This is a genomic window from Acidovorax sp. GW821-FHT10A04, from assembly GCF_059415825.1.
This window is the reverse complement of record NZ_JBWKNZ010000023.1, coordinates 1-13,647: the sequence shown is the minus strand read 5'-3', so window position 1 is coordinate 13,647 and position 13,647 is coordinate 1. Positions and strand designations below refer to the sequence as shown.

Below are 13,647 nucleotides of genomic sequence, written 5' to 3'. Positions count from 1 at the left end.
GCAGCGCCCGGCTGGGCGCCAGCGTGCCCGCATGGTCTTTTTTTCATGGCTTTTTTCAGGAACCATCCGATGAACTTCACCCGCCGCTCCACCTTCCTTGCCCTGGCGCTGGCCGCCGCGGCCATGGCACCGCTGCAGCTCATGGCCCAGGCCGTGGACCTGAGCCCTGAACAGCCCGGGCGCCCGCGCTCGGCCAAGGTCGACGAGGCGCTCAAGCTCGTGTCCAAGGACTTCAAGTTCGCCAAGGAGGGCGTGCTCACGGTGGGCACCACCACGGGGCGCCTGCCCTTCGGCGCCTACGCCACCGACAACAAGACCCCCGTGGGCAATGCGCCCGACGTGGCGCAGCTGGTGGCCGACAGCCTGGGGCGCAAGCTCGAGCTGGTGTCGGTGGCCTGGGCCGACTGGCCGCTGGGCCTGCAGTCGGGCAAGTTCGACGTGGTGATCTCCAACGTCACGGTGACCGAGGAGCGCAAGGAGAAATTCGACTTCTCCACCTACCGCAATGACCAGCTCGGCATCTACGTCAAGGCCGACAGCAAGATCGCCGCGATCAAGGAACCCAAGGACGTGGCGGGCCTGAAGATCATCGTCGGCGCGAGCACCAACCAGGAGCAGATCCTCCTGCGCTGGAACCAGCAGAACGTGGCCGCGGGCCTGAAACCCGTGGAGATCCAGTACTACGACGACGATGTGGTGCTGTACCTGGCCATCCTCTCGGGCCGCGCCGACGCCTACCTTGCGCCCAACGGCATCGCCGCGCACAACGCGCGCGATGGCCGCACCAAGCTGGTCGGTGCCTTCTCGGGCGGCTGGCCGCAGAACGCCGAGATCGCCGTGACCTCGCGCAAGGGATCGGGCATTGCCGATGCCATCACGGCGGCGCTCAATGCGCAGATCCAGAACGGCAACTACACCAAGTCGCTGGAGCGCTGGAACCTGCAGTCCGAGGCCATCCAGGTCTCGCGCACCAACCCGCCCGGCCTGCCCAAGAAGTGAGGCGCGCCATGACCATCCTCTCCTCACCATCCCTGCGGCGCTGGCTGGCCGCGGTGGCATTGGCTGCATTCGGCGGCGGCGCCCTGGCCCAGACCTTCGACTTCAGCCCCGAGCAAAAGGGCCGGCTGCGCACCGAGCGCAACGCCGCCGCCATTGCCGCCCTTCCCAAGGACTTCAAGTTCGTCAAGGATGGTGTGCTGACCGTGGCGATCGCGCCGTTCGCGCCCCCCATCTCCACCTATGCCACCGATGCCAAGACCGTGGTGGGTTTCGATCCCGACTACGCGCTGCTGATTGCCGATGCGCTGGGCCTCAAGCTGGAGCTGGTGCCCATCGCCTGGGCCGACTGGCCCCTGGGCCTGTCCTCGGGCAAGTACGACGCGGTGATCTCCAATGTGGGCGTGACCGAGCAGCGCAAGGAGAAGTTCGACTTCTCCACCTACCGCCTGGGCCTGCACGGCTTCTACGTGCGCGCCGACAGCAAGATCGCCGCCATCAAGGAACCCAAGGACGTGGCCGGCCTCAAGGTCATCACCGCGTCGGGCACCAACCAGGAGCGCATCCTGCTCGAATGGAACAGGAAGAACCAGGCGGCAGGCCTGAAGCCGGCGGAAATCCTGTACTTCGACGACGATGCGGCACGCCTGCTGGGCGTGGTCTCGGGCCGGGCCGATGCCAACTTCAACCCCAACGCCCCCCAGGCCTACCACGCCGCCAAGGACGGCAAGATCAAGCTCGTGGGCACCGTGAACGCCGGCTGGCCGCTCAAGTCCGACGTGGGCATCACCACGCGCAAGGGCAGCGGCCTGGCCGACGCGCTCACGCTCGCGGCCAACGGCCTGATCCAGGGCGGGCAGTACGGCAAGGCGCTGGCGCGCTGGAGCCTGACGGAAGAGGCGCTGCCGCGGTCGGAGACGAATCCCCCGGGCTTGCCGAAATTTTGACCCCCTGAGTCGCTTCGCGCCTTCCCCCTGAAAGGGCGACGCCCCCAGTGCGGCGGGGCGGCCCTTGCACGGGGGCACTCGCTTCGGCCACGCCGGTTTCGTGGCCTGCGAGCGATGTGGTGTGCCGCTGAAACCGAGATCATCCCAACTTCCACGCCATGCCCATCCGCCACCTTGCCTTCCTGTCGCCGGGTAATTTCCCTGACACCGATCCCTTCGACGGGCTGGAGCACACGCTGCAGCTGTTCGCCTATGGCGAGGCCCTGGGGTTCGACAGCGCCTGGGTGCGCCAGCGCCACCTGGAGCGCGGGGTGTCCTCGGCCGCGACCTTCCTGGCCGCCGCGAGCCAGCGCACGCTGCGCATCGGCCTGGGAACGGCCGTGGTGCAGATGGGCTACGAGAATCCGTTTCGCCTGGCCGAGGACCTGGCCACGGTGGACGTGCTCGCGCGTGGGCGCCTGCACGTGGGCCTGAGTGCCGGGGCGCCGCCCTTTGGCGCATTGCTGGGCGAGCGCCTGTTCGATGGCGATGCGGGCAGCATCGATTTCTCGCACGCCCGCGTGGAGCGCCTGCGGCGCAACCTGCAGGGCGACCTGCTGGGTGACGAGGAGACCTTTGTCGAAAGCCCCGCAGGCCGCCAGCGGCCACGCCTGCAGCCGTACGCGCCGGGCCTGGCGCAGCGCCTGTGGTACGGCGGGGGCTCGCTGCGCTCGGCGCAGTGGGCGGGCGAGCAGGGCTACCACCTGCTCATCGGCAACATCAACCGGGGCGAGCAGACCGACCATTTCTTCGAGGCGCAGCGCACCCAGCTCGACCTGTTCCATGCCCGCTGGCGCGCGCAGCAGCCGCCGGGCAGCGTGCCGCGCGTGGCGCTGGGGCGGGTGATCGTGCCGCTGGACGGGGCCGATGCCTCCACCCGCGCGCGCTACCTGGCCTGGGCGGCCACGCGGCAGGCGCGCACCCTGGCGCCGCAGGGCGAGCGGCGCACGCTGTTCGCGCGCGACCTGGTGGGCCACAGCGAGCAGATCCTGCAGTGGCTGCGCGAGGACCCGATCCTGCCCCTGGTTCAGGAGCTGCGGCTGGAGCTGCCCTACGACTTCGCGCCCGAGGAATACCGCCAGATCCTGGAGGACACAGCCCGGCTGATCGCGCCGGAGCTGGGGTGGCGGGCAGGGGCCACGCAGGCCACAGCGGCCGGAGTGGGTGATACCTGGGTTGCTTAGAACCTGAACAGGTTGTTGGGCCCTGCGCGGGCGGTGCCTCAGCGCTTGGTGTCGCTGTTGGCGGGTGCCGCCGCGTTCTCGGCCCGCGCCATGGCCGCCAGCAGCTCGGGGAAGATCTCGGTGCGGATCGTCTGCTGCATGCGGGCGCTCAGGGCGTCGCTGGCGGCCAGTGCCTTGGCGCGCTGCGCCTTGCGAGCGGGGCTGCGTTCGCTGGCCAGCAGCACGCGCAGTTCCTCGGGTGCCAGGTGCGCACGCAGGGGCTGCACGATCAGGGGCAGCACGGTATCGAAGCGGATCTCCGCGCGCATGCGCTGCGAGATGTTGGCAAACCACTGCTTCTGCTGCTTGCTGGGGGCTCCGGATTGCACCAGCCCGGTTTGCGCACGCATGGCGGACTCCAGACGCTGCATGCGCGCGTTGAACTCGTCCTGCATCAGCAGCCGGACCAGGTCGGCGGCGAGGCCATCGTGGGCATCCGCGGCGGTCCAGGCCGTTGGCTTGGGCGGCTTGGGGCCCTTGGCGCGGCCCTGGTCGTCGCTGGAATCGAAGAGGGCGTCCACGCGCTCGTCCATGAATTTCGCCAGTGCGAGGGTGGCCTCGATCATGGCGGGCTGCAGCTTGTTCAGGTGCAATTGGCCCGGTGCCGTGCCATAGAAGGCCAGCAAGGCCTGCGCATCGGCTTCGGTGTACTGGGTCTGGTACACCTCGGTGACCAGGAGGCGCAGCTTCTGCCACGCGAAATGCTGCTGCATCACGGGCTGCGCCGTGGCATAGGCCTTGCGCTTGCGCTCCTGCTCCGCCGGGTCGGCGATGCCGGCAATGGCATCCAGCTGTGCCTGGTCCACGGCCTGCATGATCTGGCGCATGCGTTCGGGCATCTGCTCGGCATCGAACAGGGCGTGCAGCGTGGCTTCGCTCGCGTTGACTGCTCCTGCTGCTGCGGTGGCCTTGGGCGCGGCATGGGCCCTGCCCGGGCCGCCTGCGGGCGGCACCAGGGTGGCAAGGGCGAGGAGCAGCGCCGTGGCCAGCAGGGAGGCGCGTGCGTTGTGGGGGCGGGGCGGCAGGGCGGCGGTGGAATGCATGGGGTCAGGTCCGTTGGCGATGGCCGCCATCGTAACGGGGACTACCGCGCCGCCGCCACCTCGCGCCCCAGCTCGATCACGGCCATGGCGTAGTAGCTCGACCAGTTGTAGCGGGTGATGGCATAGAAGTTCTCCGTGCCCGCCACATAGGTCGGGGCGTCACCGCCGTTCTGTAGCTCCACCAGCGCCAGCGGGCCCGTGTGCTGCGCGCCTGCGGCGTCGAGCACCGCGCCCTTGGCCTGCATGCTGGCGGCGCTGAAGGTGGGCAGGATGTCCGGTGCCAGCAAGGTGTCGAGCTGCAGCCGTGCGGTGTCGAACTGCACGCCAAAGTGCGTGGGCATGCCGGTGGTCCAGTTGTGGCCCTTGAAGTAGTTGGCCACCGAGCCGATGGCGTCCACCGGGCTCCTGAACAGGTCGATGCGGCCGTCGCCATCGAAGTCCACCGCATAGCGCACCCAGCTCGAGGGCATGAACTGGCCCAGGCCCATGGCGCCGGCGTAGCTGCCGCGCGGCTCGAAGGGGTCGATGTTGCTGCGGTTGGCGAGGCTCAGGAACTGCTCGAGCTCGCGCTGGAAGAACTCGCGGCGCTCCTTGGCGCGCGGGTGGGCATTCGGAAAGTCGAACGACAGCGTGGCCAGCGCGTCCATCACGCGGAAGTTGCCCATCTGCTGGCCGTAGATGGTCTCCACGCCGATGATGCCGACGATGATCTCCACCGGCACGCCGTATTCGGCCTCGGCGCGTTCCAGGGCCTCGCGGTGCTCCTGCCAGAAGCGCACCCCGGCGCGGATGCGCACCGGGTCGATGAAGCGGCTGCGGTACACGCGCCAGTTCTTGGGCGTGCCCACGGGCGGTGGCAGCATCAGGCGCGGCACCTGGGACAGCAGGCGCGCCTGGCCGATGGCCTGGCGCACCCATTCGCGGTCCAGGCCGCGCCGCGCGGCCAGATCGTCGGCAAAGGCCATGGCATCGGGCCGGCTGGCGTAGGGCGTGCCGCCCTGTACGGTGGAGCTCGCGGCGGTGGTTTTCTGCTTGGGGGGCTTGGAAGGGCTGGCAAGGGCCGGCAGGGCACAGGCCGCCGCCACACAGGCGACGGCAACGGATTTCAGGAGGCGCATGTCGTTCGGGTCATCGGCCCCGTGCGGACGGGGGCCAGGGCAGGGTGTTGAATTCGCGGCGCAGGGCGCCGAACTGCTGGGCAGGTAGAGGGGCATAGCGTACCTGTTCCAGCCGCAGCAGCCAGGCCGCCAGGCCGCTGGCGCTGTCACCGAAGTGTGCGGTCACCTGCTGGGCCATGGAACGCGGTGGCAGGGTCTCGGGCAGCACCAGGCCAGCCTTGGCCAGGCGCTGGCGCACGCGGGCCAGCAGGCGCAGCCAGGGGTCGTGCTGGCTGCGTTCCCACAGCGTCCACAGGCCACCGCCGCTGGCAGCGATCACGATGAGGGCGCCGAGCACGGTGGTCAGGTCCTGCCAACTCGGCGATTCGAATCCCAGGGCCTTGAGCAGGTCGAACTGGCGGCTCTGGCTGTAGTTGAGCACCCACTGGCTCCAGCTGTTGTTCACGGCCTCCCAGACGGCGCGCAAGGATTGCACCATTCCGGGGCTGATGGTTCCCATGGCGCTGGCAAATGCGCCCTCGGGCGCCCGCAGCCGCTGGAACTGGCCTACGCGGCCTGGTGAAACAGCGCCCGTGGGGTCCACGCGCACCCAGCCGCGGCCTTCCATCCAGACCTCGGCCCAGGCGTGGGCATCGGCGTTGCGCACGGTCCAGTAGCCATCCACGGGGTTGCGCTCGCCCCCCTGGTAGCCGGTGACGATGCGTGCCGGCACATCCAGCGCGCGCATCAGGATCACGAAGGCCGAGGAGATGTGCTCGCAGAAGCCTTCCATGCGGTCGAACCAGAACTCGTCGGCCGTGTGCTCGCCGAAGACACCCGGCTCGAGCGAGTAGCTGTAGCCGCCCGTGCGCAGGCGCTGCAGCACGGCATTCACCAGTGCCTGGGTGCCGGCCCCGGCCAGCGCGGGGTCGGCCTTCATCTGTTCGGCCAGGGCCAGGGTGCGCGGGTTGAAGCCGGGCGGCAGCTCGGTGTGCACGCGCAACTGGCGCACGGATTGCTGCGGGCCATGGCGGAATTCGGGGTAGCTCACTGCCTGGTAGCGCAGCACCTCGGTGATGGGGCGCGTGGTCATCCACTGCAGGTCCTGCGTCATGTAGGCCTGCATGTTGGGCAACTGGGGGGCTTCGGGCGTGGCTTCCAGCACCATCAGCCAGGGCTGGCGTTGCGGCTCCAGGGTGACTTCGTAGCGCACGGCCTGGCCGCGGGTCTGCAGATTGGCAGGCACCGCCACGCGCGCCGCCCAGGCACTGTCCTCGCGGAAGGGCTCGGCCTGCCATTGCCGGCCGTCAAAGGCGGCCATGACCGGCCCGCGGAAATACAGCATGGACTGCGGGGGGATGTCGGTGGGCGCACCCTCGAAGCGCAGGCGCATCGCCACCCGCTCATCGAGCGCAATCTCGGCCATGTCGCCGATCTTCATCGTGCCCGAGAGGCCGCTGCGCCCCGTGAGGTTGTCGCTGGGCATCCCCCACAGCGGCGACATGCGCGGAAACAGCATGAACAGCGCCACCATGATGGGCGCGCCCAGCAGGGCCATGGTGCCGGCCATGCGGAAGGTCTGCGCCAGCGGCGGGCGCCCCACCGGCATGTGGGCATTGACCAGGGCCGTGAGCAGGCCCAGCAGCGCCACCAGCATGGCGGCGGCCGTGAGCAGCGACTGCGAGAAGAAGAAGTTGCTGAGCATCGTGAAGAAGCCCAGGAAGAAGATCACCATGGCGTCGCGGCGCGCGCGCAGCTCCAGGGTCTTGAAGGCCAGCATCATCACCATGAGGGTGACGCCGGCATCGCGCCCGAGGATGGTGCGGTGCGTGAGCAGCGTGCCCCCCACGGCCACGATGACCAGCATCGTGAGCAGCCAGCGCCCGGGCAGGGGGCGCGCCGTCCAGGCCATCCAGCCGCGCCACAACAGCATGCCGAAGGCCATGGCGCTGGCCCAGCCGGGCAGGTTGGCCACCTGGGGCGCGATCACCCAGGCCGTGGCGAACAGCAGGAACAGTGTGTCCCGCGCGTCGCGTGGCAGGGTGGCGAGGGTCTGGCGCAGGCTCATGGAGCGTCGGCTTTCCGCGAAAAAGGAGGCAAGGAGCAATGCGTTTGGAGGGCTGGTTGCCGGCAGAAGTTCAGCACAGCGCCAGCGCTTCCAGGCAGCGGCGGCGGTGGGCGGTGCCCGTGTCGGGCGCGATCTCCACGCCCGGCAGGCGCAGGCCGTAGTCCAGGCCCAGCCGGTCGGCCTGCAGCACCCAGGCCGCCAGGCGCGAGATACGGGCCTCGGGGTCGGGCAGGGCGGCCAGGGCCGGGTCCAGCCAGAGTTCGTGGCGCTGCGCCTGCTGGGAGTCGCGGCTCACCAGGTCGTCGGTTCCCGTGCCCAGCGTCTTGGCGGCCTTCTTCCAGACCACGAGCTTGAGCGGGTCGCCGCGCCGGTAGGCGCGCACACCGTCGAACTCGCCAATGCCCTGCGAGGGGGCGCTGCCCGTGCCGGCGCCGCGCGGCTCGCCGGGGGGCAGCGGTGGTGGGGGCAGCTCGGGCGCCGGGTACACCAGCACCTGGGCCGCCGGGCGCCAGTAGGTCCAGACACGGAAGGTGCCCAGCGGAAATCGCGTCTCGGCCGTGAGCACGGGCACGCGGTGCAGGCCCCGGCGCGGGGGCGCAAAGGCCACGTGCATGGTGGAACGTCCCTGCGCGGGCACATCGGTCCAGGCCCAGTGGTGCGCCTCGCCGCCGCTGCCATGCACGGCCAGGCCGATGCCATAGCGCGGCGTCTTGCGTTCGCTGGACACCTGGACCTCCACCGTGGCGCTGGTTCCCATGAAGTGCGGCTCGGGCGCCTTGAGTTGCAGCGTGATGCCGCGCAGCGTGGCGTGGCAGATGTGCATGCCGATCACGGCGCTGCCGGCCAGCAGAAAGGTCAGCAGATAGCCCAGGTTGAGCTGGTAGTTGATGGAGGCTATCAGCAGGATCAGCAGCGTGAGCGCCAGCATCCAACCCGCGCCGGTGGGCAGGATGTAGACATTGCGCTGCGTCAGCGTGAGCGTGTCGCTCAGCGGCCGGCGCACCATCCACCAGGCCTCGAAGCGCTTGCGCACGCGCGTGAGCGGGTTGAGCGTCGCCAGGGCAGCGCGCAGCCGGCCGGCCGGTGCGGCGGCTGCCGCGGGCGATGGGGTTGCGGACATTTCCCTCGTGCTCAAGGAAGAGGCACGGACTCGACCATGGCCCGCACCTGCTCCACCGCGCCGCGGCCGGCATCGCCGACCGGCACCAGGCGGTGGGCAATGGTCTGGGGCAGGATGGCCTGCACGTCGTCGGGCGCCACATAGTCGCGCCCGCTGATGAGCGCCTGCGCCTTGGCCGCGCGCACCAGGGCAATGCCGGCGCGTGGCGACAGACCCTGCAGGAACCAGCGGCCCGAGCGCGTGGCGGCGATCAGGTCCTGCACATAGTTGAGCAACGGATCGGCCGTGTGCACGGCCTGCACCTCGCGCTGCAGCTCGGCCAGTTCTTCGTCCGACAGCAGGGGCAGCATGGTGTCCACCATGTCGCGGCGGTCAGCACCGGCCAGCAGCACGCGCTCGGCCGCGCGATCGGGGTAGCCGATGGAGATGCGCATCAGAAAGCGGTCCAGCTGCGACTCGGGCAGTGCAAAGGTGCCCAGCTGGTCGTGCGGGTTCTGTGTGGCGATCACGAAGAAGGGGTGGGGCAGGGCGCGCGTCTCGCCTTCTACCGACACCTGCTTTTCCTCCATGGCCTCGAGCAGCGCGCTCTGCGTCTTGGGGCTGGCGCGGTTGATTTCGTCGGCCAGCAGCACCTGGGCAAACACCGGCCCGGGGTGGAACACGAAGGCTTCCTTGCCGCGCTCGTAGACCGACACCCCCGTGAGGTCGCTGGGCATCAGGTCGGCCGTGAACTGCACGCGCGAAAACTGCAGCCCGAAGGTGCGCGACAGGGCGTGCGCCAGCGTGGTCTTGCCCACGCCCGGAACGTCTTCGATCAGCAGGTGGCCGCCGGCCAGCAGGCAGGCCACGCAGTCCTGCACCTGGGCCTTTTTGCCCACGATCACCGTGTTAAGCTGGTCCAGAAGCGATTTGATCTTGTGCTGTGCATTCATAGTCATGGCGCGACGTTATCCTAAAAGTATGAGACACGGGGATTGACTGTGAGCAAAACGGGCTATTTCACCCACCGCGATTGCTGGAAGCATGAAATGGGGCCCGGGCACCCCGAATGCCCCGAGCGGCTCGACGCCATCGAGGACCGGCTGCTGATCACCGGCGTGGGCGATGCCCTGGACCGCCGCGAGGCACCCGAGGCATCCCTGGCCGACATCGAGCTGGCCCACGACCGCCTGCACGTGGCCGCCATGCGCGGCCTGTCCGACCGGCTCAACGAGGAGATCCTGGCCGGCGGCCCGAGCTACTCGCAGCTCGACCCCGACACCTCCATCAACGCCCATACCTGGAAGGCCTCGCTGCGCGCCGCCGGGGCCGCCCTGGCCGCTACCGATGCGGTGATGGCCGGCGAGCTGGAGAACGCCTTTTGCGCCGTGCGCCCGCCAGGCCACCACGCCACGCGCAGCAAGGCCATGGGGTTCTGCTTCTTCAACAACGTGGCCGTGGCCGCCAAGTATGCGTTGCAGCGCTACAACCTGCAGCGCGTGGCGGTGGTCGATTTCGACGTGCACCACGGCAATGGCACCGAGGACATCCTGGCCAATGACCCGCGGGCGCTGATGGTCAGCATTTTTCAGCACCCGTTCTACCCCTACAGTGGCGACCAGGACCCGGCCCCCAACATGGTCAACGTGCCGGTACCCGCCTACACGCGTGGCATGGACATCCGCGAGATCATCGAGATGATGTGGATCCCCCGGCTCGAGGCCTTCAAGCCCGAGATGGTCTTCGTGAGCGCCGGATTCGACGGCCACCGCGAGGACGACATGGGGCAGCTGGGCCTGACCGAGTCCGACTATGCCTGGATCACCCAGCGTGTGAAGGACATCGCGCGGCGTTACTCCAAGGGGCGCATCGTGTCCTGCCTGGAAGGCGGTTATGTGATGGGGCCGCTGGCCCGCAGCGTGGAAGCCCACCTGCGCGTGCTGGCCGATCTGTGATTTTTGGGACTGCAACGACATGACGGAATCCGAACACCAGCCCCTGCGCATTGCACGCGACGCGCGCGGCGTGGTGACCCTCACGCTCAACGACCCCGCGCGCTTCAATGCCCTGGGCGCGGAGATGCTCACGGCCCTGCAGCAGGCGCTCGACGCCGTGGCCCGTGACGAGACGGCGCGTGTTGTGGTGCTGGCGGCCGAGGGCAAGGCCTTTTGCGCCGGCCATAACCTCAAGGACATGGCGGCCCACCCCGACCTGGCCTGGTACCAGCAGCTCTTCGCCCAGTGCAGCCGCATGATGCTCACCATCCACAAGCTGCCCGTGCCGGTGATCGCGCGCGTGCAGGGCATGGCCACGGCGGCTGGCTGCCAACTGGTGGCCCAGTGCGACCTGGCAGTGGCGGCTGACAGCGCGACCTTTGCGACCAGCGGGATCCACTACGGCCTGTTCTGCGCCACGCCCAGCGTGCCGCTGGTGCGCAATGTGCCAGCCAAGCGGGCGATGGAGATGCTGTTGACGGGGGACTTCATCGATGCGGCCACTGCGTTGGAGCAGGGGCTGGTGAACCGGGTGGTTTCTGCTGCCGAGTTGGATGCTGAGGTGGAGAGGTTCGTGGCGTCCATCCTGCAGAAGCCGCGTGTGGCGGTGGCCATGGGCAAGGCGCTGGTGTACCAGCAGCGGGAGCTGGGGATGGATGCGGCTTACCAGTTGGCTGGGCAGGCCATGGCGGTGAACATGATGGATGGGGCTGCTCAGGAAGGGGCCCGGGCTTTTGTCGAGAAGCGGGCTCCGGCCTGGAAATGATGGTCGACCGACATGGGTTGTTATTGCTTCAGTTCCTTTGCTGAAGGCGGAGGCCGGGTCTCGGCCCGGCGGCCGAGGTACTTGTTCTTTGCTTCGCCAAAGAAAAGTACCCAAAAGAAAGGCGACCCTGCTGTCCGTGTCCCTTCGCTTCGCTACGGGCAACCTGCGATGCTCGAAGCTGGGGTGCGCCGAAGAACTCCCTGCGCTGCCTCTGCGAGGCAGCTCCGGTCAAACAGCTTCGGCGAGCCAGACAACGATGCGCGTGTCCTTCGGCACGCGCTCACCCCAGCTTCTGCGCTTCTCGGCACGTCCAGAAGGGATTGGAGGCCCCATACGGGCCATTGCTTCGCTCGGCCTGTGGTCCTTCGCTGCGCTCGGCTCGCCAGGGCGATAGCCAGGCGCGTCGGCAGCGCGCAGCGCGTAACCGACACCCGGCGTAGCTGCCAGAGCAGCAGCCGGGTGGTACCCGCTAGCCACCCCTGCTGGCTGCGCCGAGAAGCGCAGGAGCTGGGGTGGGTGCATGTGCCGCAGGACACATGCACTTCGTCTTCTGGCTCGTCGATGCTGTTTGAGCGGAGTTCGAAGAACGCAGCGAGTTCATCGACGCCCACCCCAGATCCGAGCATCGCAGGTTGCCCCCGTTCGCCCGACAGGGCGAGCGGGGGTCGCAGACTGGGGGCCGCCTTCTCTTTGGTGACTTTCTCTTGGCGGCCCAAGAGAAAGTTACTGCGCCGCCGGGCGCATATCCCGGCCCCCGCCTTTCAATCAAGCAAACAGTCACTACCGGCACCATATTGCCAAGCGTGATGGACCCCAACCGCATGGAAATCCTCGACAAACTACTGACAGACTTCAACCACTCCAGCGTCTGGCTGGAACTCGGCGTCCTGGCCGCGGCCATCGCCATCGCCCTGTTCGCTGCCCGCCTCATCGGCCGCAACCAACCCCCCGATTCGGTCTGGATCGGCCGCAACACCATCGACGGCCTGCTCTTCCCCCTGATCGCCCTGGTCCTGACGTTTGCAGGCCGCCTCGCGGTGGAGCACTACCACCCGGTCTTCGTGCTGCGCATCGCAGTCCCCATGCTGGTCTCGCTCGCGCTGATCCGCTTCATCGCCCGTGTGCTGCGCGTGGCATTCCCCGCTTCCGGCCTCGTGCGCCTGCTCGAAGGGCTGTTCTCCTGGGTCATCTGGGGCGCGGCCGTGTTGTGGATCGTGGGGCTGCTGCCCGCCGTGCGCAGCGAGCTCGACAGCATCACGCTCAACTTCGGCAAGTCCACCGTCAGCGTCGCCACGCTGATCGAGGGCGCGCTGTCGGCCAGCCTAGTGATGGTTGCCGCTCTGTGGATCTCGGCCACCTTCGAGCGGCGCGTGCTCAGCACGGCCGTGACCGACCTGTCCATGCGCAAGGTCGCGGGCAACGCGGTGCGCGCGGTGCTGCTGCTCCTGGGCATGCTGTTCGCGCTGTCGGCGGTCGGGGTGGACCTCACGGCGCTGTCGGTGCTGGGCGGGGCGGTGGGCGTGGGCCTGGGCTTCGGCCTGCAGAAGCTCGCCTCCAACTACGTGAGCGGCTTCGTGATCCTGCTGGAGCGCTCGCTGCGCATCGGCGACAACGTGCGCGTCGATGGCTTCGAGGGCCGCATCACCGACATCAAGACCCGCTATACCCTGATCCGTGCAGGCAACGGGCGCGAGTCCATCGTGCCCAACGAGACCTTGATCACCCAGCGCGTGGAGAACCTGTCGGACGCCGACCGCAAGTTCAACGTCACCACCAACATCGTCGTCGGCTACGACAGCGACGTGGCCCAGGTGCAGGCCATCCTGTGCGGCGCCGCCGCAGCGCAGCCGCGCGTGCTCAAGGAGCCCGAGCCCGTGGCCTTTCTCATCAACTTCGCGCCCGATGGTCTCGAGTTCAGCCTCAACTTCTGGATCAGCGACCCCTCGGCCGGCTCGCTCAACCTGCGCTCGGCCATCAACATCGCCATCCTCGACGGCCTGCGCGCGGCGAACATCGACATCCCCTATCCCCAGCGCGTGGTGCAGTTCAAGGACAGCGGTGCCGTGCCTGCCGGCCTGCCTGCAGGGGCTGGTATGGCCAGTGCCTCCGGCGAGACATCGGGCGGTCCGCCAAGTGCCCTATAATCACGGAAAAGCACGATCGTTCTTTTTTATGCCCCTGCTGCCGGTGGCCCCGGCCTGCACCCTTGTGGGTGCACTGCGGCATAGAATGTTCCAGTTTACGTAAACGTCAATTCAACCAACTCTAGGAGCCGCAGCAATGAAGGTCTTGGTCCCTGTCAAGCGCGTGGTGGACTACAACGTCAAGGTCCGAGTCAAGTCGGACCAAACGGGTGTGGACATCGCCAACGTGAA

At 68.4% G+C, this 13,647-nt stretch carries 11 protein-coding genes and 1 pseudogene; 7 read left to right on the top strand and 5 right to left on the bottom strand.

Going from position 1 to position 13,647, the window contains the following annotated elements:
- The first annotated feature begins 69 nt into the window (after nucleotides 1-69).
- The 3 genes from AC07PF_RS31490 (at nucleotide 70) to AC07PF_RS31480 (ending at nucleotide 3,166) form a co-directional block, all read left to right on the top strand.
- Nucleotides 70-999 (top strand): ABC transporter substrate-binding protein, encoded by a 930-nt coding sequence (locus tag AC07PF_RS31490; RefSeq protein WP_494614552.1) that lies wholly within the window; start codon nucleotides 70-72, stop codon nucleotides 997-999.
- 8 nt (nucleotides 1,000-1,007) lie between these two features.
- Entirely contained in the window at nucleotides 1,008-1,943 is a 936-nt protein-coding gene (locus tag AC07PF_RS31485) for an ABC transporter substrate-binding protein (protein WP_494614551.1), read from the top strand.
- 158 nt (nucleotides 1,944-2,101) lie between these two features.
- Nucleotides 2,102-3,166 carry an LLM class flavin-dependent oxidoreductase gene (locus AC07PF_RS31480; RefSeq protein WP_007857660.1) on the top strand — a complete coding sequence of 355 codons (1,065 nt, stop codon included), beginning with the start codon at nucleotides 2,102-2,104 and terminating at the stop codon, nucleotides 3,164-3,166.
- A 38-nt stretch (nucleotides 3,167-3,204) separates the two neighbouring features.
- Here the strand turns inward: AC07PF_RS31480 and AC07PF_RS31475 are convergent, their stop codons facing one another.
- The 5 genes from AC07PF_RS31475 to AC07PF_RS31455 form a co-directional block, all read right to left on the bottom strand.
- Nucleotides 3,205-4,248 (bottom strand): DUF2059 domain-containing protein, encoded by a 1,044-nt coding sequence (locus AC07PF_RS31475; RefSeq protein ID WP_494614550.1) that lies wholly within the window; start codon nucleotides 4,246-4,248, stop codon nucleotides 3,205-3,207.
- 41 nt (nucleotides 4,249-4,289) lie between these two features.
- Nucleotides 4,290-5,366 carry a lytic murein transglycosylase B gene (gene mltB / locus AC07PF_RS31470; RefSeq protein ID WP_494614549.1) on the bottom strand — a complete coding sequence of 359 codons (1,077 nt, stop codon included), beginning with the start codon at nucleotides 5,364-5,366 and terminating at the stop codon, nucleotides 4,290-4,292.
- A 10-nt stretch (nucleotides 5,367-5,376) separates the two neighbouring features.
- Nucleotides 5,377-7,413 (bottom strand): transglutaminase TgpA family protein, encoded by a 2,037-nt coding sequence (locus AC07PF_RS31465; RefSeq protein WP_494614548.1) that lies wholly within the window; start codon nucleotides 7,411-7,413, stop codon nucleotides 5,377-5,379.
- A 70-nt stretch (nucleotides 7,414-7,483) separates the two neighbouring features.
- Nucleotides 7,484-8,533 carry a DUF58 domain-containing protein gene (locus AC07PF_RS31460; RefSeq protein WP_494614547.1) on the bottom strand — a complete coding sequence of 350 codons (1,050 nt, stop codon included), beginning with the start codon at nucleotides 8,531-8,533 and terminating at the stop codon, nucleotides 7,484-7,486.
- Nucleotides 8,534-8,544: 11 nt separating this feature from the next.
- On the bottom strand, nucleotides 8,545-9,465 hold the full coding sequence (locus AC07PF_RS31455; protein WP_035205112.1) for an AAA family ATPase: 921 nt from the start codon (nucleotides 9,463-9,465) through the stop codon (nucleotides 8,545-8,547).
- 48 nt (nucleotides 9,466-9,513) lie between these two features.
- Here AC07PF_RS31455 and AC07PF_RS31450 point away from each other — a divergent pair, with 48 nt between their 5' ends.
- The 4 genes and pseudogenes from AC07PF_RS31450 to AC07PF_RS31435 all read left to right on the top strand — a co-directional run.
- Nucleotides 9,514-10,467: a histone deacetylase family protein gene (locus tag AC07PF_RS31450; protein WP_035205114.1), complete on the top strand. Its 954-nt coding sequence runs from the start codon at nucleotides 9,514-9,516 to the stop codon at nucleotides 10,465-10,467.
- Nucleotides 10,468-10,486: 19 nt separating this feature from the next.
- Complete coding sequence (locus AC07PF_RS31445) at nucleotides 10,487-11,272, top strand: enoyl-CoA hydratase (RefSeq protein WP_494614546.1); 786 nt, start codon at nucleotides 10,487-10,489, stop codon at nucleotides 11,270-11,272.
- Nucleotides 11,273-12,093: 821 nt separating this feature from the next.
- Nucleotides 12,094-13,416 (top strand): mechanosensitive ion channel family protein, encoded by a 1,323-nt coding sequence (locus AC07PF_RS31440; RefSeq protein WP_494614606.1) that lies wholly within the window; start codon nucleotides 12,094-12,096, stop codon nucleotides 13,414-13,416.
- Nucleotides 13,417-13,552: 136 nt separating this feature from the next.
- Nucleotides 13,553-13,647, top strand: a pseudogene (locus tag AC07PF_RS31435) (electron transfer flavoprotein subunit beta/FixA family protein); the annotation flags it as partial.

What these genes read in the sequence shown, in the direction of transcription:
- AC07PF_RS31490 (WP_494614552.1), top strand. Translation starts at nt 70, where the DNA reads ATGAACTTCACCCGCCGCTCCACCTTCCTTGCCCTGGCGCTGGCCGCC.
- AC07PF_RS31485 (WP_494614551.1), top strand. Translation starts at nt 1,008, where the DNA reads ATGACCATCCTCTCCTCACCATCCCTGCGGCGCTGGCTGGCCGCGGTG.
- AC07PF_RS31480 (WP_007857660.1), top strand. Translation starts at nt 2,102, where the DNA reads ATGCCCATCCGCCACCTTGCCTTCCTGTCGCCGGGTAATTTCCCTGAC.
- AC07PF_RS31475 (WP_494614550.1), bottom strand. Translation starts at nt 4,248, where the DNA reads ATGCATTCCACCGCCGCCCTGCCGCCCCGCCCCCACAACGCACGCGCC.
- mltB (WP_494614549.1), bottom strand. Translation starts at nt 5,366, where the DNA reads ATGCGCCTCCTGAAATCCGTTGCCGTCGCCTGTGTGGCGGCGGCCTGT.
- AC07PF_RS31465 (WP_494614548.1), bottom strand. Translation starts at nt 7,413, where the DNA reads ATGAGCCTGCGCCAGACCCTCGCCACCCTGCCACGCGACGCGCGGGAC.
- AC07PF_RS31460 (WP_494614547.1), bottom strand. Translation starts at nt 8,533, where the DNA reads ATGTCCGCAACCCCATCGCCCGCGGCAGCCGCCGCACCGGCCGGCCGG.
- AC07PF_RS31455 (WP_035205112.1), bottom strand. Translation starts at nt 9,465, where the DNA reads ATGAATGCACAGCACAAGATCAAATCGCTTCTGGACCAGCTTAACACG.
- AC07PF_RS31445 (WP_494614546.1), top strand. Translation starts at nt 10,487, where the DNA reads ATGACGGAATCCGAACACCAGCCCCTGCGCATTGCACGCGACGCGCGC.
- AC07PF_RS31440 (WP_494614606.1), top strand. Translation starts at nt 12,094, where the DNA reads ATGGAAATCCTCGACAAACTACTGACAGACTTCAACCACTCCAGCGTC.